This is a genomic window from Microbulbifer hydrolyticus (assembly GCF_009931115.1).
GTDB classification, from domain to species: domain Bacteria; phylum Pseudomonadota; class Gammaproteobacteria; order Pseudomonadales; family Cellvibrionaceae; genus Microbulbifer; species Microbulbifer hydrolyticus.
This window is the reverse complement of sequence record NZ_CP047491.1, coordinates 3807796-3826727: the sequence shown is the minus strand read 5'-3', so window position 1 is coordinate 3826727 and position 18932 is coordinate 3807796. Positions and strand designations below refer to the sequence as shown.

Annotated in this window: 17 protein-coding genes and 1 tRNA gene; 5 read left to right on the top strand and 13 right to left on the bottom strand. The window is 59.5% G+C overall.

Features of this window, described 5'->3' with window-relative positions; translation table 11 throughout:
- Nucleotides 1–6: 6 nt before the first annotated feature.
- The 7 genes from GTQ55_RS16195 to rpsU all read right to left on the bottom strand — a co-directional run bounded on the left by GTQ55_RS16195 (nucleotide 7) and on the right by rpsU (nucleotide 7887).
- A tRNA-Ile gene (locus GTQ55_RS16195) sits at nucleotides 7–83 on the bottom strand.
- 89 nt (nucleotides 84–172) lie between these two features.
- A complete protein-coding gene (locus GTQ55_RS16190) occupies nucleotides 173–2125 on the bottom strand; it encodes an autotransporter family protein (protein WP_161859658.1) in 1953 nt (650 codons plus the stop codon).
- A gap of 192 nt (nucleotides 2126–2317) precedes the next feature.
- Nucleotides 2318–2707 (bottom strand): diacylglycerol kinase, encoded by a 390-nt coding sequence (locus GTQ55_RS16185; RefSeq protein WP_161859657.1) that lies wholly within the window; start codon nucleotides 2705–2707, stop codon nucleotides 2318–2320.
- A 110-nt stretch (nucleotides 2708–2817) separates the two neighbouring features.
- On the bottom strand, nucleotides 2818–4683 hold the full coding sequence (gene rpoD, locus GTQ55_RS16180; protein WP_161859656.1) for an RNA polymerase sigma factor RpoD: 1866 nt from the start codon (nucleotides 4681–4683) through the stop codon (nucleotides 2818–2820).
- A 276-nt stretch (nucleotides 4684–4959) separates the two neighbouring features.
- The gene (gene dnaG / locus GTQ55_RS16175) at nucleotides 4960–6999 is read right to left on the bottom strand and encodes a DNA primase (RefSeq protein WP_161859655.1); all 2040 of its coding nucleotides are present in this window, start codon (nucleotides 6997–6999) and stop codon (nucleotides 4960–4962) included.
- Nucleotides 7000–7009: 10 nt separating this feature from the next.
- Entirely contained in the window at nucleotides 7010–7453 is a 444-nt protein-coding gene (locus GTQ55_RS16170) for a GatB/YqeY domain-containing protein (RefSeq protein WP_161859654.1), read from the bottom strand.
- A gap of 218 nt (nucleotides 7454–7671) precedes the next feature.
- Entirely contained in the window at nucleotides 7672–7887 is a 216-nt protein-coding gene (gene rpsU, locus GTQ55_RS16165; RefSeq protein WP_010133379.1) for a 30S ribosomal protein S21, read from the bottom strand.
- A 406-nt stretch (nucleotides 7888–8293) separates the two neighbouring features.
- On the opposite strand from rpsU, the gene tsaD reads away from it, so the two are divergent.
- From tsaD to folK, 3 genes are read left to right on the top strand one after another with little or no spacing between them, the layout of a single operon-like run.
- Nucleotides 8294–9313: a tRNA (adenosine(37)-N6)-threonylcarbamoyltransferase complex transferase subunit TsaD gene (gene tsaD, locus GTQ55_RS16160; RefSeq protein ID WP_161859653.1), complete on the top strand. Its 1020-nt coding sequence runs from the start codon at nucleotides 8294–8296 to the stop codon at nucleotides 9311–9313.
- 56 nt (nucleotides 9314–9369) lie between these two features.
- Nucleotides 9370–9747, top strand: a complete 378-nt coding sequence (gene folB, locus GTQ55_RS16155; RefSeq protein ID WP_161859652.1) for a dihydroneopterin aldolase — start codon at nucleotides 9370–9372, stop codon at nucleotides 9745–9747.
- A gap of 2 nt (nucleotides 9748–9749) precedes the next feature.
- Complete coding sequence (gene folK / locus GTQ55_RS16150; protein ID WP_161859651.1) at nucleotides 9750–10241, top strand: 2-amino-4-hydroxy-6-hydroxymethyldihydropteridine diphosphokinase; 492 nt, start codon at nucleotides 9750–9752, stop codon at nucleotides 10239–10241.
- A gap of 292 nt (nucleotides 10242–10533) precedes the next feature.
- On the opposite strand, the gene GTQ55_RS16145 is transcribed toward folK, so the two are convergent.
- Nucleotides 10534–11646 (bottom strand): NADH:flavin oxidoreductase, encoded by a 1113-nt coding sequence (locus GTQ55_RS16145; RefSeq protein ID WP_161859650.1) that lies wholly within the window; start codon nucleotides 11644–11646, stop codon nucleotides 10534–10536.
- A gap of 128 nt (nucleotides 11647–11774) precedes the next feature.
- Here GTQ55_RS16145 and GTQ55_RS16140 point away from each other — a divergent pair, with 128 nt between their 5' ends.
- On the top strand, nucleotides 11775–12236 hold the full coding sequence (locus GTQ55_RS16140) for a winged helix-turn-helix transcriptional regulator (protein WP_161859649.1): 462 nt from the start codon (nucleotides 11775–11777) through the stop codon (nucleotides 12234–12236).
- Between the two features lie 41 nt (nucleotides 12237–12277).
- Here the strand turns inward: GTQ55_RS16140 and GTQ55_RS16135 are convergent, their stop codons facing one another.
- The 3 genes from GTQ55_RS16135 to GTQ55_RS16125 are packed head-to-tail and all read right to left on the bottom strand — an operon-like array spanning nucleotide 12278 to nucleotide 14893.
- Nucleotides 12278–12853, bottom strand: coding sequence for a phosphoribosyltransferase (locus GTQ55_RS16135; protein WP_237567730.1), 576 nt, complete (start codon nucleotides 12851–12853; stop codon nucleotides 12278–12280).
- A 29-nt stretch (nucleotides 12854–12882) separates the two neighbouring features.
- Nucleotides 12883–13608, bottom strand: coding sequence for a pteridine reductase (locus tag GTQ55_RS16130; RefSeq protein ID WP_161859648.1), 726 nt, complete (start codon nucleotides 13606–13608; stop codon nucleotides 12883–12885).
- A gap of 52 nt (nucleotides 13609–13660) precedes the next feature.
- Nucleotides 13661–14893: a multifunctional CCA addition/repair protein gene (locus GTQ55_RS16125; protein ID WP_161859647.1), complete on the bottom strand. Its 1233-nt coding sequence runs from the start codon at nucleotides 14891–14893 to the stop codon at nucleotides 13661–13663.
- Nucleotides 14894–15390: 497 nt separating this feature from the next.
- Here GTQ55_RS16125 and GTQ55_RS16120 point away from each other — a divergent pair, with 497 nt between their 5' ends.
- Nucleotides 15391–15954, top strand: coding sequence for a response regulator (locus tag GTQ55_RS16120; protein WP_161859646.1), 564 nt, complete (start codon nucleotides 15391–15393; stop codon nucleotides 15952–15954).
- A 104-nt stretch (nucleotides 15955–16058) separates the two neighbouring features.
- On the opposite strand, the gene GTQ55_RS16115 is transcribed toward GTQ55_RS16120, so the two are convergent.
- Nucleotides 16059–17621 (bottom strand): SpoVR family protein, encoded by a 1563-nt coding sequence (locus GTQ55_RS16115; RefSeq protein WP_161859645.1) that lies wholly within the window; start codon nucleotides 17619–17621, stop codon nucleotides 16059–16061.
- Complete coding sequence (locus tag GTQ55_RS16110; protein WP_161859644.1) at nucleotides 17621–18901, bottom strand: YeaH/YhbH family protein; 1281 nt, start codon at nucleotides 18899–18901, stop codon at nucleotides 17621–17623. Before GTQ55_RS16110 ends, GTQ55_RS16115 begins: the two co-directional genes overlap by 1 nt.
- Nucleotides 18902–18932 lie beyond the last annotated feature (31 nt).

The window sequence follows — 18932 nt, the reverse complement described above, 5'->3', positions numbered from 1 at the left end:
TGGAAATGGTGGGCCCTCCGGGACTTGAACCCAGGACCTGCCGATTATGAGTCGGATGCTCTAACCAACTGAGCTAAGGGCCCCCACCGGCGCTCGCAGGGACCTGCGAACGGGTTGGCAAAGTACTCGATTTTTAGTGCCAAATCAACGCTTTGCCGCCTGTATGGTCGCTTTACCAGGCCCAGTTGAAGCCGAGGCTGGCGTTGCCACCGGACCAGTTCAGCTTGTCGAGGGATCGCTGGTAGCCGAGGTTGAGGAAAGCGCTGCCGAATTTGTGTTCCAGCAATACGACCCCGCCGCCAAACTCCCCCCAGGTTGCCTGCCGTTCAAGGTTCAGCTGCACGTTCAGATCGAACAGCAGCTGATCGTTGCCGCTGAGGGTGTGCCAGACATTGCCAAACAGGTACATGCGCAGGTTGCCGTCGAGCCAGCGGCCATCCGTGTTGTAGGCGCGGAGCCCGGCGCGAAAGTTCGCCTCCGGGGTCATGTCCGGTTCCACCCAGGAGATGTCATCGTAGTAGGCGCTGAGGTTGCTGTAGTTCACCACCGCCTGTAGTTGCGGCTCGATATTGATCCGTTCTGATGCCTGCCAGGTAATGCCTTTTTCCACGGAAACAGTGAGCTGCGGGCCGGTGATGGTATCGCCGATGCCGCGGGAGGACCGGCTCTCGAGTTTGAGGTAGGCCACCTTGGCGGTGATATCGAAGTAGCCCATGTCCGGCCGGTAATCGTTGAAGTAGTAACCCACGTGGTAGCTGGTGAGCTGGTTCTGGCCGGAACTGTAGTCGCTGAAGCCGCGCGCAAAGCCGGAGACGTCGCCGCTGGCACGGGTGCTGCCGACAAAGATCCCGGACTCGCGCGCGCCGCCGGTGCAGGTCGGGCCGGACCAGAGGTTGGTGCCCACCTGAACCCCGGTGATACTCCCGTCGAAGCGGTTACTGATATCGCCACTCCAGTTGTAGTCCGCGCGCATGTGGTGCACGCGCATCCAGTCATCGTTGATGCCGTCAAACCAGCTGCGCTGCTCCCCCCTGCGTTTGTGATAGCTGCCGATTTCCTGCAGCGAGGTCAGGCGGGCGAGGGACTTTGCCTGTGCGTAGAGCGGGATTTCCGGGCGATAGATGGGGACCGGTGTGTTGCCAGCCGCGGGTGCGGGTGCAAGCAGTGTGGCTGCACCCTCGGTATCGGTATCGGCATCGGTAATGACTGACGGCGCGCTTTCCGTCGATGTGAAAGCGGCAATGCTTTGGCTGTCGATCGGGTGCGCGCCGGAATCGGGGCGGATTGCGGGGCGGTCGCCCGGCTGCAGGGTAGACCGCAGGTACCAGTTGTTGTCGTCTTGTGAGTCGCCGTTGCCGCGGAAAAGGTAGTACTCGTAGGGGCCGGCGGATATCGATTGCGGCATGTAGAACGCACCACTGGATGTGCTGCCGCCATTGCGGGCCTCCACTACCAGGATTCCGTCCGCAGTGCTGGCTCCACTGCCCGCGAGCCGGTTGAAGTACAGTTGGGTGCTGCCGCTGGCGTGACCGCCGTCGATGATCACACGGTCCGCCAGGCTGTCGTCGCCACCGGCGACCAGATCGAGGTACATGGCACTGCCGGTATGGCCGATGTAGTCACCGCGGAGTAGCAGCTGGTTGGCGGTTCTACCGCGCATGTCGATGGTGCCGCGGTTGACCAGGGTGAGAGCCTGGCCGCCGCTGGTGATAATGCCAGCGCTGTAGTGTGGCAGCAGCAGGCTACTTTCGCTGTCGACCTCGAGGCGCCCGGGCAGGTGGCCTGCATCGCCCAGTGTCAGGTTGGTATCCAGCGTCAGTCGAGTAGCTTGCTCAAGGGAGATCGTTTCCCAGTGCCGCAGCCGTGAGGGATTTTCCAGGCTGAGCCCCTGGATGACGAGTGTGTCATTGCCGCCGCCGCCGTCGAGGGTTGTGCCGAGGTTGGCGTCGAGGCTGCGCCCGGTGGGACTGCCGCTGCTCAGGGTGAAGTGATCATCACTGCTTCCGAGAGCGACCTGCGCAAAGGCGCCGGTTGGGGCAAGTGAGGAGAGTAGTGCTGGCAATGCCAGCGCGCACAGTCTGGAGGCGCCGGCGTCAAACGCACGACCCGCGCGGGGATACCACATGTTCCGTCCCTGGTTCGTTATTGGCCGCTTTGATAGCTCTAGCGGGCACGCGGATCCATTGCGTGCGCCAATTGGTACGATCGCCAAGAAATTTTAGTTGAATGCGGCAGGGCTGCCGGGGCTGGTGCCGGCGGGTCACAAAGATTGACGGGGAATCTTGCCCGCGCGGCCAGTTTTACGGTGAAGGGGCGGTCAGCCGAGCCAGCGCGGCAGCAATATACAGGCCCAGGTCGATAGCCACAGCAACAGGGACATGGAGACGGCGGCGGAGCCGGTGTCTTTGGCAATCTTGGACAGCGGGTGCTTCTCAGGGCCTACCCGGTCAACCACGGCCTCTAGCGCGCTGTTGAGTAGCTCGACGATCATCACCAGCAGGGTCACACCGATAAGGAGTGCGCGTTCCACACCCGAGTCGCCCAGCCACAGGGCGGCGGGTATCAGCAAAATCGCGAGGGATACTTCCTGCCGGAAAGCGGCCTCGTTGCGCCAGGTAGCCAGCAGGCCCTGGCGGGAATATTCGGTGGCGTCGATCAGGCGCGAGATACCGGTTTTGCCGGGTTTATTCACAAACTGCTCTTCCATGGTTCTGGGTAAGGCTCCGCTGGTTCATCTGTTTGTCATAAATTCGCAATCCATAAAAAAGCCCGGCGAGCCGGGCTTTTTCAGTATGGACGATACGCATTAAAACGAAATTACTCGTCCAGGAAGCTGCGCAGGTGTTCGGAGCGCGAAGGGTGACGCAGTTTGCGCAACGCCTTGGCTTCGATCTGGCGGATACGCTCGCGGGTAACGTCAAACTGCTTGCCCACTTCCTCGAGGGTGTGGTCAGTGTTCATATCGATACCGAAACGCATACGCAGTACCTTTGCTTCCCGTGCGGTCAGCCCGGACAGCACGGAGCGGGTGGCGTCGTGCAGGCCGGTGGAGGTCGCGGTGTCGATCGGGGAAGACTGGTTCTGGTCTTCGATGAAGTCGCCCAGATGGGAGTCTTCATCGTCGCCGATCGGCGTCTCCATGGAGATCGGCTCTTTGGCGATCTTCAGTACCTTGCGCACCTTGTCTTCCGGCATTTCCATGCGCTCGCCCAGCTCTTCCGGCGTGGGTTCGCGGCCCATCTCCTGCAGCATCTGGCGGCTGATGCGATTGAGCTTGTTGATGGTCTCAATCATGTGCACCGGAATACGGATGGTGCGCGCCTGGTCTGCAATGGAGCGGGTAATCGCCTGTCGAATCCACCAGGTAGCGTAGGTGGAGAACTTGTAGCCGCGACGGTATTCGAACTTGTCGACCGCCTTCATCAGGCCGATGTTGCCCTCCTGGATCAGGTCCAGGAACTGCAGGCCGCGGTTGGTGTACTTCTTGGCAATGGAGATCACCAGACGCAGGTTGGCCTCGACCATTTCTTTCTTGGCGCGACGGGAGCGGGCTTCACCGATGGACATGCGGCGGTTGATCTCTTTGATCTGGCCGACGTCCAGCTGAGCCTTGTCCTGCGCCTGCTGCAGTTTGCGCTGGGCGCGCTGGATCTCATCGGCTACCTGGCGCAGGGCGTCAGAGTAGTCGCGCTTCTTCTTGATGATCGCGGGGATCCACTCGACGTTGGTCTCGTTGCCGGGGAACTCCTTGATAAAGGTCTTGCGCGGCATGCGGGCGCGTCGGATGCACAGGTTCATAACCAGGCGTTCCTGCTCGCGGACATCGTCGAGAATGCTGCGAACCTGGTTGTACAGCGGATCGAATTGACGCGGTGCCAGTTTGAAGAAGCGGAACACCTCGCCCACGGCTTCCATGGCCTCTCCGGCCTCCTTGGAGTCGCGACCGTGCTTTTTGACAGCGGCGTCGGCTTTCTTCTGCGCGGCGATCAACGCGTTCATGCGCTCCGCGAGTTCTTCCGGGTCGATGCCACCGACGTTCTCTTCTTCCTCGGCGGAATCGTCGTCATCGCCATCGTCGTCGGAATCGTCGTCTTTTTCGTCCGCTTTTTTGGCTTCCGCGGCCTGGCCAGCCTGGGCGCCCGGGGGGACTTCGTCAGCGGGGTCGAGCCAGCCGGCGATCACGTCGGGGATGCGGCGCTCTTCTTTTTCGATCAGCGCGTATTCGTCAATGACGTGCTGCACGGCGCCCGGCCAGTAGGCGAGGGCGGCCATAAGCTCGCGCAGGCCTTCTTCGATGCGCTTGGCGATGGCGATTTCGCCCTCGCGGGTGAGCAGCTCTACGGTGCCCATTTCGCGCATATACATACGCACCGGGTCGGTGGTGCGGCCTACATCGGACTCTACCGCGGCGAGCGCGGCGGCGGCTTCGGCGGCGGCAATTTCATCGGCTGAACTGTCGCCTTCGGCCATCAACAGTTCTTCGGCATCCGGTGCCTGTTCAAACACCTTGATGCCCATGTCATTGATCATGCCGATGATGTCTTCAACCTGATCGGGGTCGGAGATGTCTTCGGGCAGGTGATCGTTCACTTCCGCATAGGTGAGATAGCCCTGCTCTTTACCGCGGGCGATCAGCTCTCTGATGCGGGAGGTGGTCTTTTGCTGCTGGGTTTTGTCGGTCATGCACAACCCTGAATTCTGGGGATTGAAAAGTCGGGACTTTTGTCTGGACAAAGACGCGGGATTATAGCGTATTTGCGATAGCAATAACCACAGTGACTGTCAAGGCAGGTAGGTGGTTGGAGGGTCCGGGCGCGCTTGTCTAACGGGTTCCTGCCGGTTTTGGACGGCGGGTTTTTATATATAGTGCTGCTGCCGGGGAATTCAAGGGTTGGCAGGCAAGCTTTTTAAGTATTTGCAACAGTGCTGCGGCCGAAAATCGGCGCGCTGGCGGGCGTTTCAGTCCTGTTTACGCCGGAATTGCGCCAGCAGGGCCAGCTGTTCGGGGCTCAGCTGGTTGCCGTTGTTCTTGAGCTGGTCCACCAGTCCCCGCTTGCGCTGCCTTTCCGCGGCCTGTTCCAGGGTGCGCAGACAGTCGTGGAATTCGGTCTCGGGGTCGTACTCCATATTGGGCCCCGCAGCACCCACGATGGGGTGGCTCATGGCGAGCTGGGGTAGCAGTTCGCGGGCCTCCTTGCTTTCGAGGTTGAGCAGACGGCCAAACAGCTGGTTACTGTTGAGGTCCGGGTTCTTGTGTAAAACCTGCAAAATTTCGCCGAAAAGTTGGAGATCTGCATCGTTACTGCCGCGATACGGCCCATGGTCGGCGATCAGCCGGGCGAGCTGCGGGTGGTGCAGGAGCAGGGCGATGAGCATGCGTTCGGCGGGCAAGCGGTACTGGCCGCTGCGCCGGCGGCTGGGCTCCTGAGAGGGTGCGTCTTCCTCGCCGTGGGGTGGCAGGTCGACGTAGTCATAGTCCGGCGGTGGTTCATCGTAACCCGGAGGGGCGCTTTCCGTTGTGTCGCCCGGGTATTCGGCGGCTGGTTGCTGGCGGCCGTCTTCGGGTGTTGGTTGCGCCGCAGTCCTGGCCTGGGTCTTTTGCGGGGCGGGGCCTGGCGCGGCCTGGGTCTGCTGGGCAAGTTTGGCCGTGCGGACTTTTTCCGCGGCGATGATCTCTTCCAGCATGTCCTGCTCGAGGCCGGTACGCCGCGCCAGTTGCTGGAACATTAGTTGGCGATAGACGCCGGCGGGGAGCAGGTCGAGCAGGGGGGCCGCAGCCTTGGACAGGCGCGCACGGCCGTCCATGGTCTGGATGTTGATGCCCTCGCCGAGCAGGTCGAACAGGAAGTCTTCCAGCGGGCGCCCCTGCTCATCAATCAGCTGGTCAAAGCGCTCGCCGCCGATCTGGCGCACCAGGGTGTCCGGGTCTTCCCCTTCTGGCAGTAGCAGAAAGCGCAGGCTGCGGCCGTCCTGCATATGGGGCAGGGCAGCCTCCAGCGCACGGCGCGCGGCGGTGCGGCCGGCCTGGTCGCCGTCGAAGCAGAACACCAGTTCGCCGGTGTGGCGGAATGCCAGCTGAATGTGGTCTTCACCGCAGGCGGTGCCGAGTGTGGCCACGGCACAGCGGATGCCGTACTGGGCAAGTGCGACTACGTCCATGTAACCCTCGACCACGATCAGCCGCTTCAACTCGCGGTTGGCCTGACGGGCCTCCCACAGGCCATAGAGCTCGCGTCCCTTGTGGAAAATCGGGGTTTCCGGGGAGTTCAGGTATTTCGGCTTGTCGTCCCCCAGCACCCGGCCGCCAAAGGCGATGGTGCGACCGCGCTGGTCGCGGATGGGGAACATGATGCGGTTGCGGAAGCGATCGTAGTGGTGCCGTTTACCGGGTTCGGTCTTGCTCGGATTGCCATCGCTGTCCTGGCGGCGGATGGCGAGGCCGGCCAGTTCGAGCTGCTCCGCTTTTTCCGCGCTGGTGCCCAGATGGTTCAGCAGGTTGTCCCATCCCGGTGGCGCCAGGCCAATGCCGAATTCCTTGGCGACGGCGCCCGACAGGCCGCGGTTTTTCAGGTAGGTAATGGCGCGGGCGGCGAGCTTGTGGTCGCGGAGTTTCTCGCGGTAGAAGTCCGCGGCTTTCTCGGTGAGCTGGTAAAGAGACTGGCTCTCCTGCTGGCGCTTGATCTGCCCGGGGGCCAGTTGTTCCCGCGGGACTTCCAGGCTGAGGCTGGCGGCGAGCTTTTCCACCGCTTCCGGGAAGGGCAGGCGGTCGTACTCCATGAGGAAGCCGACCGCATTGCCGCTGGCGCCGCAGCCGAAGCAGTAGTAGAACTGCTTGTCGGGGCTTACGGTAAACGATGGGGTTTTTTCATCGTGAAAGGGGCAGCAGGCGGAATAGTTTTTCCCGGTCTTGCGCAGCTTTACCCGGCTATCGACGACGGGAACAATGTCGGCGCGGGCCAACAGGTCGTCGATAAAATACTGCGGAATTTTGCCTGCCATATGCGATTCTTTAGAAGGAAGCTTTCACGAGCTTGCTGACAGCGCCCATGTCGGCACGGCCCTGCACCTGGGGTTTCACCTGTGCCATGACCTTGCCCATATCCGCCATACTGCTGGCGCCGGTCTCCTTGACCGCCGCCGCGACGATTTCCTGAATCTCCGCTTCCGACAGCTGCTCCGGCAGGAACTCCTGGATCACGTCGATTTCCTGCTGCTCGATTTCCGCCAGCTCCGGGCGGCCAGCCTTTTCGTACTGGGTGATGGAATCCCGGCGCTGCTTGGTCATTTTGTCCAGCAGGGCGAGGATGCGCGCATCATCCAGCTCGATGCGCTCGTCCACTTCCACCCGTTTGATCTCGGCGTTGATCAGTCGCAGGGTGGCAAGGCGCGCCTTCTCGCGGGCCTTCATGGCATCTTTGGTGGCGGTGGCGAGGGTTTCCTTGAGTGTGCTCATTGGGATCGTCCGGGATTCAATTGGCTAAGGGAATGAAAGATCAGGGGGTCAATATTGGGCGAACGCGGCCCGAATTCAACAAAAAAGTGTAAGGCTTGTGAGTGCCTCCCGGGTGAATTCAGGGCAATAAAAAACGGCGCGCGAGAAAACTCGGGCGCCGTTTCTGGCCGCGAACCGCATTCGCGTCAGCGTGCTGTGAGCGAGAGAAAAGCTCGAACTCAGTAGAGACGCTGGAACTTGCGGTTTTCGCGTTGCATTTTCTTGGCGTGACGCTTAACAGCAGCGGCAGCCTTGCGCTTGCGAACGGAGGTCGGCTTTTCGTAAAACTCGCGGCGACGTACTTCGGAGAGTACACCGGCTTTCTCGCAGGAGCGCTTAAAGCGGCGCAGTGCGATGTCAAAAGGTTCGTTGTCTTTGATGCGTACTGAGGGCATTAGATTACCTGTAAAATTCGTTTCTCTCGGCCAGATACCCGGTTGATTAGGGGTCTGGATCCTGGCGGCCTTTCCGGCAAATTGCTCATCTCGCAGATGCAATCCGGAGGCCGGTTCACAGCGAGGGCGCAAATTCTATACAGATGATCTGGCCTTCGCAAGCCTGCCGGCACATTCGTTTCAGCATAGATCCCGGCGTTACCGCAGGTCGTCGCCAGGCTTGTAACTATAGTCGCTATATACATTGCGGCATTGGCCGTCGCCGGGCGTGCCCTGTGGGGCAAATCCCCTTACTAGGGGAAGGCTTCAAAGAGTATGATAGCGCCCCTGAAACCCGGTCAGAAGCGGCCATTTGTCCGCTTTTTGTGTTCGGCCGGACGATTACCTTGAGGATCTCTGGAAACCCGTGCGAGTACTCGGAATAGAAACTTCCTGCGATGAAACCGGCGTGGCCCTGTACGACAGCGACCAGGGCCTGCTGGGGCATGCCCTGTACAGCCAGGTGAAGCTGCACGCAGATTACGGTGGCGTGGTGCCGGAACTGGCCAGTCGCGATCATGTGCGCAAGCTGTTGCCCCTGATCCGCGAGGTGATGGCCGAGAGTAATACCACTCCGGCCGACATCGATGGTGTCGCGTATACCGCCGGACCGGGCCTGATCGGTGCGCTGATGGTCGGTGCCTGCGCCGGCCGGGCTCTGGCCTACGGCTGGGGCGTGCCCGCCATCGGTGTGCATCATATGGAGGGGCACCTGCTGGCCCCCATGCTGGAGGAAAAGCCTCCGGAGTTTCCATTTGTGGCCTTGCTGGTATCCGGTGGCCACACTCAGTTGGTGGATGTGCAGGGGTTGGGGGAGTATCAACTGCTCGGGGAATCACTGGATGATGCCGCCGGTGAGGCCTTCGACAAGGCCGCCAAGATGCTCGATCTGGACTATCCGGGTGGCCCGCGCCTCGCCGCCCTCGCGGAGCAGGGCGATCCGCGGCGCTTTACCTTCCCGCGTCCGATGACCGACCGCCCCGGGCTCGACTTCAGTTTTTCCGGCCTCAAGACCTACACCCTGACCACGGTACAGAAGCACGCCCTCGACGACGGCCTGCCAGACGAGCAGACCTGCGCGGATATTGCCGCGGCCTTCCAGGAAGCCGTGGTGGATACCCTGGTGATCAAATGCCGCCGCGCGCTCAAGCAGGCGAACAGGAAAATCCTGGTGATTGCCGGTGGAGTGTCCGCCAACACGCTGTTGCGCCAGCGACTGGAAGCGCGGCTCGCGGAAGACGGCTGTAGCGTTTACTACCCGCGGCAGGAATTCTGTACCGATAACGGCGCCATGATTGCCTACGCCGGTTGCTTGCGGCTGCAGGCGGGCGAGGGCGCAGGTCTGGATATAGAAGTGCGACCGCGCTGGCCACTGACGGAACTTTGAGAAGTTAATGCGCTGCTCAAAACCCCGTACACTGATTGAGATAAAAGAGAAGCTCGATGGATATTGTTTATATTCGTGATTTAAAGGTCGACACCATAATTGGCATCTATGACTGGGAGCGGGAAGTCCGCCAGACCGTCAGTCTGGATATCGAAATGGCGTTCGATATCAGCGAGGCTGCGCGCACCGACAATATCGAGCACACCCTCAATTACAAGGCGGTGGCCAAGCGATTGATTGCTTTTATTGAAGGCAGCGAGTTTTTGCTGGTAGAAACCATGGCGGAACAGGCCGCACAGATTGTGCGCGACGAGTTCGGGGTGAGCTGGTTACGCCTGCGTCTTTCCAAGCCCGGCGCAGTGCGCGGCGCGCGCGATGTTGGGGTGGTTATAGAGCGCGGTGAGCGCGCCAAGCAACCGGCCACGGAGGCCTGAAAATGGCGACAGTCTTCCTGAGCCTCGGCAGCAATATCGAACGCAACCGTCACCTTGGTGCGGGGCTGGATGCGTTGGTCAAAGCGTTCGGCGACCTGAAAATGTCGCAGGTCTACGAAAGTGAAGCGGTCGGCTTTGACGGCGACAACTTTTATAACCTGGTCGCCGCGATTGAAACCGATTTGTCGGTGGGCGAGCTGGCAATACATCTGCGCCAGATCGAAGACGACAACGGACGGCTTCGCAGCGGCCCCAAGTTCAGTGCGCGCACCCTCGATATCGATATTCTCACCTACGACGATCTCACCGGTGTTGTCGATGGCGTAAGGCTGCCGCGGGGAGAGATTCTCAAAAATGCGTTTGTGCTGTTGCCGCTCTCGGAACTCGCTCCAGACCAGATGCACCCCGTCGAAGGCAAGACGTACCTGCAGCTGTGGGAAGAATACGACCAGGCCGCCCAGAAGCTCTGGCCGGTGGAATTCAACTGGCCCTAGCGCTGGCTACACAGTCAGCGTCAGGGATGCGTCGCTGTGCGTCGCAACTGCCTTCCCTGCATTGCGGCAACGATGTCGTGCATGGCCAGCAGGCGGCGATCGATCACTTCCTGTCCCTCACCGAATTCCCGCTAAAACTCCTGGAGTTTTGCCTTCGCAGCACGGGCCACTATGGCCGGCACTTTCATAGGCTAGCAAAACATCCACCGTTCTCTCCGCATCTGTCACCTTGCGGTTGAAATTGCAGTGAAATCTGCCAGGCCGCTGCAGTTGCTGCAGCGGCCTGCCCGGGTTAGCTCAGGCTGGCAAGCGCTTCCTTGGTAAACGGCACAATGTCCTGCTCACGCCCTTCTTTCACTTTCTGCAGCCAGTTGGGGTCCTGCAGCAGTGCGCGGCCCACGGCGATCATGTCGAACTCGTTGCGCTCCATGCGGCGCAGCAGTTCGTCGATGCCGGTGGGGTTGGCGGTGCCGCCCATACCCTGGTTATTGCCGCCGATAAAGTCGTCGTCGAGCCCGACACTGCCTACGGAGATGACCGGCTTGCCAGTGAGCTCCTTGGTCCAGCCCGCCAGGTTCATGTCGGAACCTTCAAACTCCGGTACCCAGAAGCGTCTTGTGGAGGCATGGAAGATATCCACACCGGCGTTAACCAGCGGTGTGAGGAACCGCTGCAGCTCTTCCGGGGTTTGCGCCAGCCTGGCTTCATAATCCTGCTGTTTCCATTGGGAGTAGCGCAGTACGATGGCAAAGTCCTCGCCAACGGCATCGCGTACGGCTTCCACGATTTCCACAGCAAAGCGCGTACGATTTTCCAGAGAGCCGCCGTATTCATCGTCGCGCTGGTTGGTACCTTCCCAGAAAAACTGGTCGATCAGGTAGCCGTGGGCACCGTGGATTTCCACTCCGTCAAAGCCGACCTGCTTGGCCGCTTTGGCGGCGTCCGCAAAGGCCTTCACTGTCTCCTGAATGTCAGCCTTGGTCATCGCGTGGCCGTTGGGCTTGCCCGGTTTGAATAGTCCGGAAGGGGAGTGCCCCGGTACGGATTTATCCGGGCCGATGCCTTCTTTGCGCACCGAACCAACATGCCATAGCTGCGGGATAATCTGGCCGCCGGCCGCATGCACTTCGTCCACGACTTTTTTCCAGCCCGCCAGAGCCTCTTCACCGTGAATTGCCGGCACATTTTCGTAGCCATTGGCGGCGGGGTGACCCACCCAGGTGCCCTCGGTAATGATCAGGCCCACTTCGCCCTCGGCGCGGCGGCGGTAGTAGCCAGCAACCAGGTCGTTGGGCACATAGCCGGGGGAGGCGGTTCGGGTCATGGGGGCCATGGCCACACGGTTTCGGAGTTTCAGGGATTTATGTTCAAAAGGACGCAACAGGCTGTCCAGCTCGGCACTCATAACGGTCTCCCATACACAGGAATTCGGCGGGCGAGCGTCGGTTTCGACGGCGGGTGCCCACAATTAAGGTTGCGTAATGAAACCGGATTTGGTTTTTTAATGCAACCACTTTCCCGTATACTGGCGCTATGACACGTAAACGCTTTGACGATATCGGCTGCTCGGTGGCCTGCGCGCTGAATGAAGTTGGTGACTGGTGGTCCCTGCTGGTGATCAAGCAGGCGATGCTGGGTACCCGCCGCTTTGTGGACTTTCAGAATGGTCTCGGGATCGCCAAGAACATTCTGTGTGACCGTCTGTCCCGCCTGGTGGAAAACGGGGTGATGACCCGGGTAAACGTGGGGGAGCATGGCACTCGCTACGAGTATCGTCTTACCGAGAAGGGGCGGGACCTGTTCACCGTGGTGGTGGCTCTGCGCCAGTGGAGTGAGCGCTGGAATGGCAAAAAGGATTCCATGCAGCTGGTGGAGCGCGGTTCCGGGTTGCCCATAGCGCCGTTGGCGGTACGCGGCGCCGCTGGCGGCCCCCTGAGTGTGCGCGATGTGCTTTTTGTCAGTGAGGCTGACGAGTCCGAGGGGCAAGTGGGCTGAGTCTGCCTGTGTGGTGCGATGTGAGTGTCGCCCCTTGATCATTACTGCGTTTTTTTGACCTTCTTCAACAGTTCCTGGTGACGGCGCAGCTCCGGCTTGTTTTCCAGGATCTCTTCTTCCGTCAGCCCCTTCAATTCGTGCGGGAAAACCAGCCATTCATCCGTTTTGTGCAGGTAATAGTCCGGCTCGAATTCGGTGCAATTACGGCCCGGCTTGAAGTAGGGGCAGGCGATGCGAATTTCCGGTGTGTTTTTCTTGCAGGCCTTGCGTAAGTCGCTGATCGCCTGCTGGATGCTGAGTCCGGTATCGTAGACATCGTCCACGATCAGCATTTTCTGATCGGACTCCACCCGTTTAATCAGGTAGGTCAGTCCGTGCACGATCACTTCCTTGCTGCGCTGATCGACACCGGTATAGGAAGAGGTGCGGATGGCGATGTGGTCGGCGTGAAAGCCGAGGAAATCGAACATCTCCTGTACGGCAATACCAATGGGGGCGCCGCCGCGCCAGACGCCGACGATGTAGTCCGGGCGAAATCCGCTCTCGACCACTTTCATGGCCAGAGTAAACGAGTCCTCCAGCAGGGACTGGGCGGAAATAAACTGTTTTTCGCTCACTGGCTTTTGCTCACTCTATGGTCGAATGTTCAGATATTGAGGCTGCGGCCCCCATCCACGGCGATGATCTGGCCGGTGATATAAGGAGCGTCCACTGCCAGAAAGCGCACCGTGCGGGCAATGTCCGATGGGTCACCACTGCGTTGCATGGGGATGCGCGCGAGTATCTGCTCCTTGTTATAGCCTTCACTCTCCTGTTCTGGCCACAGAATCGCTCCGGGCGCCACGCCATTTACCCGCACCTGCGGAGCCAGTTCGCGAGCGAGGCTTTTGGTTAGCATCGCCAGGCCGGCCTTTGCGGCACAGTACACGGTGTGTGTCGGCATGGGTTTTTCCGCGTGAATATCCGCGAGGTTGACGATGCAACCGCGCTGCTCGGCAAGTGCGGGTGCCAGTGCCTGGCTGAGAAAAAACGGGGCCTTGAGATTGCTGCCCATCAGCTCATCCCATTGCTGTTCGTCGGCCTCGCCAATGGGGGTGGGGTAAAACGCGGACGCGTTATTTACCAGTACGCTCAGCTCGCCAAAACAGGCGAGGGCGGCGCTGGCCAGGTTGTCGCAATCGGTGGCACTGCCCAGGTCGCTCTGCACAGTCGCGGCGGAGCCCGGGCGCCTGGCGTTGAGGTTCGCGGCGAGGGTCTGCGCGGCTTCCGCGGAACGGCGGTAGTGAATGACAACCTGGTGGTCTCGGTGTAACTCTTCGGCAATGGCGCGCCCGAGGCGGGCGGCGGCGCCGGTAATCAGGGCGGTGGCCATGGCGTGTTCCCGGTAATCGTGGTTGGGGTTTTGGAGTGAGCCGGCGGGTGCGCTATTGCTGGCCCGGTGCGCTATAAGATTTTTTGAGGTCGGCGACGACTTTCAGGCGCGCCCGGTCCAGGGCCTTGCCCAGCTCGGCGCCTTCATATCCCTGCGCGATCAGCGCCTGTGGGTCCACATTGGCCGCCGCTTCACGGGCTGCGCGAAGGTAGTCCGCCTGTGGATAGTCGCGGTCCTCCAGTCCTTTGCGGCCGCGCGCATCCGCCTCGCAGCTCGCCAGGAACTGTGCAAAGCGCTCGGGGCGCCGCAGGGCGTCGAGGGCGCGCAGCATCTTGAGGAGGGTCTGCGGGCGCAGCTCGAAGGCTTTGTGGCAGTGCAGGTGGTATTCACATACCCCGAGGGACAATGCAGTGATGGGGTTGGGCACCCGCAGGCGCTTGCACACGTCTTTTACCAGTGGAAGCCCGGCGCCCTCATGGCCCCGGTGACTGGGCAGTACACTGTCCGGAGTGATGCCCTTGCCGAGGTCGTGCACCAGTACCGCAAATCGCACTGGCAGGTCTGCCGGGGCCTCGCGCAGGGCGCGCAGGATATGGTCACCGGTATCGATTTCCGGGTGGTGGAGTGCTGGCTGCGGGACACCAAACAGGCAATCAACTTCCGGCAGCAGGACCTTCAGCGCACCGCAATCCCTTAGCACGTGGATGAAAACATCGGGCCGGGGCTCGGTCAGTGCCCTGCTTACCTCCTTCCACACGCGTTCGGGCACCAGGTGTTCGACCTCTCCTGCATCCACCATACCTCGCATCAGCGTCATGGTTTCATCGGCGACGGTAAAGCCGAGCGGCGCGTAGCGTGCGGCGAAGCGTGCTACGCGCAATATGCGCAATGGGTCTTCGCTGAATGCCGGGGATACGTGGCGCAATTTGCGGGCTTCCAGGTCTGCACGGCCGCCATAAGGGTCGACGATCTGGCCGTCTTGGGTCTGTGCCATGGCGTTGACGGTGAGGTCTCGGCGCTGCAGGTCCTGCTCGAGGGTGACTTCGGGGCTGGCGTAGACGGTGAAACCACCATAGCCGTGGCCGCTTTTTCGCTCTGTGCGGGCGAGGGCGTACTCCTCGCCACTATCCGGGTGCAGGAAGACAGGGAAATCCTTGCCTACCGGGCGAAAGCCCTGCGCGAGCATGTCGGATTCCGTGGCGCCGACCACCACCCAGTCGCGTTCGTGTATTGGGCGTTGCAGCAGCAGGTCGCGTACCGCGCCGCCAACCAGATAGCACTTCACTGTCCGGCTCCCCGACTGAATCTGGTCGCGGCGGCGAGAAATAAGAGGGCGGAAGTGGCCATAAATGCTGCTGAACCTGAGCACGACTTCGCCAAAAGCGGCGTTTGGTCAGGTAAATAGTAGGAAATTGAGGAGGCTGGAAGATAAAAAAAAGGCCCCGAAAATACAAGGGGGCCCAGGGTCTTAGGGTATTCGTGAAGAGAGAATCCCAACAAGCTCGTAATCGCAAGGTTCCCCGATGCTTCTGTAGGTTGTTACAAAAGGCTACAAATTAAGGGGAGATAGCGTTTGTTGCCGATGTTTTAATAAACTAGGCGAACATGCTGCCTATTCTATTTTACCTGCCTTAACTGTCAACCATAACTATCAAACTTTTATTGAGGGATGTCCCCGTTGGTTCGTTAAACCTATATAGGCATAGAATTAACGCCTGCTTATTTGGTTTAATTCAGCATAATTAATAATTAAATGCGCGATTCGTGGGGGATAGTAATAAAATGAGTGAAGTGCATGTACTCACTACCGGGGAAGCTGCCCGGTACTGTGGAGTGAATTTCCGTACCGTAATCCGCTGGATTGAGCGCGGCCAGTTGAAAGCTTACAAACTGCCGGGTCGCGGCGACCACCGTATCTGCGTGGAAGACTTTGTTGGCTTCCTGCGTGACAACGCCATGCCGGTACCTGCTGAGCTGGGTAGCGCGACGCGCAAGGTGTTGCTGGTGGCTGACTCTCCGGAGCTGGCCGCAAGCCGTCAGTTGCTGCAGCAAGCGGGTGTAGAAGTGGAGATCGCTGGTGACAGTTTCACCGCTGGCGCCCTGCTGGCAACCAGCAAACCCGCAATGCTGGTTCTGGATACGAACCTGGATGGCGTTAACGGATTTCAGGTGCTGGATATGATTCGTTGCCGCAGTGAATTCTCTTCATTGAGCGTGCTGGTAATCGCACCGAATGGTGACAGCAATCAGCAACACTGGCTGGATGCCGGAGCCGATGCCGTAGTTGCCGCCAGTTGCGATCGCAACGAGCTCGTGGGTCGAATCAACCTGTTGCTGGATGCCTGATCAGGCATTGGCTGGTAGTACCTGCCGCTGAAGTGGTGGGGCCGGCTTGAGTGTCCGTCGGTGCTTCGTCGGGCCCTGTAAGAATACGCCAAGCCCGCCGATCGTCAGATCGGCTTGGGCACTAGCATTGATTCCTCTTCGTCCGGTCGGTCCCTGCCGAGTTCAGGGCAGTGAAAATCTGCAGTAATTTCGTCGCCATTGAGGCTGTGCAGGTGCACGTCGAATCCCCACAGACGGTGCAGATGCCGCAGTACCTCGCTCGTGTCTTTACCCAGTGGCCTGCGCTGGTGCTGGGTGTGGTGCAGGGTGATGGAGCGGTCGCCACGGGTATCTACTGAATATACCTGGATGTTTGGCTCGCGGTTCCCCAGGTTGTACTGCCCGGCCAGCTTGGCGCGAAGCTCCCGGTAGCCATCCTCATTGTGGATGGCGCCCACTTCAATTTCCTTTTCCCGGTCATCATCGGAAATACAGAACAGTTTCATATCCCGCATCACCTTGGGCGAAAGAAACTGCAGGATAAAGCTCTCATCCTTGAAATCGCGCATCGCGAATTGAAGGGTTTCTTTCCAGTTGCTGCCGGCGATATCCGGAAACCAGGCCCGGTCTTCTTCCGTGGGGTTTTCACAGATCCGGCGCAGGTCGGTAAAAATACTGAAGCCCAGCGCGTAGGGATTAATGCCGTTGTAATACGGGCTGTCGTAGGGGGGCTGGTAGATGACGCTGGTGTGGCTTTGCAGAAATTCCAGCATAAAGCCATCGGTTACTTTGCCCCGCGCATGCAACTCGTTGAGCAGGGTGTAGTGCCAGAACGTGGCCCAGCCCTCATTCATCACCTGAGTCTGGCGCTGCGGATAAAAATATTGCGCAAGCTTGCGCACAATACGCACCAGTTCACGCTGCCAGTTCTCCAGTAGCGGTGCATTTTTCTCGACAAAATAAAGAATGTTTTCCTGCGGCTCCTCAGGGAAGCGGTGCGGACGTTCATGCTCCTCGGCCCCATCCATTTTCGGGATTGTTCGCCACAGGTCATTCAGCTGGCGCTGGCGGTACTCCTCGCGTTCCTTCTGGCGTCGCTCCTCCTCATGGGCCGAGATGGGGTAGGGGCGTTTGTAGCGGTCCACGCCGTAGTTCATCAGTGCATGGCAGCTATCCAGCAGCGCTTCCACCTCATCCACGCCATGGCGTTCTTCACAGCGCGCAATATAGTTTTTTGCAAACAGCAGGTAGTCGATGATGCTGCTGGCATCCGTCCAGGTGCGGAACAGGTAGTTGCCCTTGAAGAAGGAGTTGTGACCGTAACTGGCGTGGGCGATGACCAGCGCCTGCATGGTCATGGTGTTCTCTTCCATAAGATAGGCAATACAGGGATTGGAGTTGATCACAATCTCGTACGCCAGCCCCATGCGCCCGCGCTGGTAATTGTTCTCCACGCTGATGAACTGTTTGCCGAAGGACCAGTGGTTGTAACCCACTGGCATGCCTACCGAGGAGTAGGCGTCCATCATCTGTTCGGAACTGATAACTTCTATCTGGTTGGGATAAGTGTCGAGGCCAAATTCCTTGGCCAGCAGCGCGATTTCCCGGTCGTATTCCTGAATGAGCTCGAAAGTCCACTCGGAAGTGGTCGAGATGGGCTGCTTTTTATTGATCGCTGTATCTAGCATCAGGCGGCAACCTTCTGGGTGAATAATTGGCGGAATACCGGATAGATATCCCCTACATCGATGATCTGCTCCATGGCAAAGTGTTCTGGGAACACTTGTTCCACACTCCGGTATTCGTCCCAAAGGGCCTGGTGGTCTCTGGGTGTGATTTCCACATAGGAGTAGTACTGCACGTGGGGCATGATGTCGTCGATCAGAATCTTGTGGCAGGTGCTGGAGTCGTCGTTCCAGTTGTCCCCATCGGACGCCTGGGCACCGTAGATGTTCCACTCGCTGGCCGGATACCGCTCACGCATGATGTCGCGCATCATTTTGAGTGCACTGGATACAATGGTGCCACCGGTCTCGCGAGAGTAGAAAAATTCCTGTTCGTCCACCTCTTTGGCACTGGTGTGGTGACGGATAAACACGACCTCGGTGTATTCGTAACTGCGCTGAAGGAACAGGTACAGCAGCAGGAAAAACCGCTTGGCCATATCCTTGGTGGCCTGGTTCATCGAGCCCGATACGTCCATCAGGCAAAACATTACCGCTTTGGAACTGGGCCGGGGCTGTTTCACCAGCAGGTTGTATTTGAGGTCGAAGTCGTCGAGAAATGGGATGCGCTTGATCCTGCTTCTCAGGTCTTCCATCTCCAGCCGTAACTGTTCAACCTTGCGCTGGTCGCGCAGCGCCGGATCCTTGCTTTCTTCCTGTTCCAGTTCCTGCTCGAGTAACTTGAGGTTGCGGCGCTTGCCGCCGCTGAGTGCAATACGGCGGGCATTGGCAGCGCGCATCGAGCGCACCACGTTCAGTCGCCCCGGGGTGCCCTCGTTGCATATACCGGCGCGAACCACCTGGAAGGAATCGTTGCCGGCGAGTTTGCGCTTGACCATGTTCGGCAACTCAAGGCCTTCGAACATGAAATCGAGAAACTCTTCCTGGGAAATCTGGAAGACGAACTCGTCCATACCCTCGCCGCTATCACTGGCGCCACTTCCTCCGCTGCCCTGGCCCTGGCCCTGCCCGGGGCGGGGAATACGATCGCCGGTGACAAACTCTTTGTTGCCGGGCAGCACCTGCTCCATATGTCCGCCACGGCCATTGGAGAAAATGGGTTCATTGAGATCACGGGTGGGAATACTGATTTTTTCGCCGTTACCCATATCGGTGATGGATCGGCTATTCATGGCTTCGCCGACGGCTTTTTTGATATGAGACTTGTAGCGCCGCAAAAAACGCTGTCGATTGACGGTGCTTTTTTTCTTGCCGTTCAGGCGGCGGTCGATGATATAGCTCATTGCTTTACTGCCTTATGTTGCGGTGCGCTGC

Bases quoted from the DNA above. Each gene is read 5' to 3' on its own strand.
- folK (WP_161859651.1), top strand. From the start codon at position 9,750: ATGGCGACAGTCTTCCTGAGCCTCGGCAGCAATATCGAACGCAACCGT.
- folB (WP_161859652.1), top strand. From the start codon at position 9,370: ATGGATATTGTTTATATTCGTGATTTAAAGGTCGACACCATAATTGGC.
- rpsU (WP_010133379.1), bottom strand. From the start codon at position 7,887: ATGCCCTCAGTACGCATCAAAGACAACGAACCTTTTGACATCGCACTG.
- GTQ55_RS16140 (WP_161859649.1), top strand. From the start codon at position 11,775: ATGACACGTAAACGCTTTGACGATATCGGCTGCTCGGTGGCCTGCGCG.
- GTQ55_RS16130 (WP_161859648.1), bottom strand. From the start codon at position 13,608: ATGGCCACCGCCCTGATTACCGGCGCCGCCGCCCGCCTCGGGCGCGCC.
- rpoD (WP_161859656.1), bottom strand. From the start codon at position 4,683: ATGACCGACAAAACCCAGCAGCAAAAGACCACCTCCCGCATCAGAGAG.
- GTQ55_RS16170 (WP_161859654.1), bottom strand. From the start codon at position 7,453: ATGAGCACACTCAAGGAAACCCTCGCCACCGCCACCAAAGATGCCATG.
- GTQ55_RS16120 (WP_161859646.1), top strand. From the start codon at position 15,391: ATGAGTGAAGTGCATGTACTCACTACCGGGGAAGCTGCCCGGTACTGT.
- dnaG (WP_161859655.1), bottom strand. From the start codon at position 6,999: ATGGCAGGCAAAATTCCGCAGTATTTTATCGACGACCTGTTGGCCCGC.
- GTQ55_RS16185 (WP_161859657.1), bottom strand. From the start codon at position 2,707: ATGGAAGAGCAGTTTGTGAATAAACCCGGCAAAACCGGTATCTCGCGC.
- GTQ55_RS16190 (WP_161859658.1), bottom strand. From the start codon at position 2,125: ATGTGGTATCCCCGCGCGGGTCGTGCGTTTGACGCCGGCGCCTCCAGA.
- GTQ55_RS16110 (WP_161859644.1), bottom strand. From the start codon at position 18,901: ATGAGCTATATCATCGACCGCCGCCTGAACGGCAAGAAAAAAAGCACC.
- GTQ55_RS16145 (WP_161859650.1), bottom strand. From the start codon at position 11,646: ATGAGTGCCGAGCTGGACAGCCTGTTGCGTCCTTTTGAACATAAATCC.
- GTQ55_RS16115 (WP_161859645.1), bottom strand. From the start codon at position 17,621: ATGCTAGATACAGCGATCAATAAAAAGCAGCCCATCTCGACCACTTCC.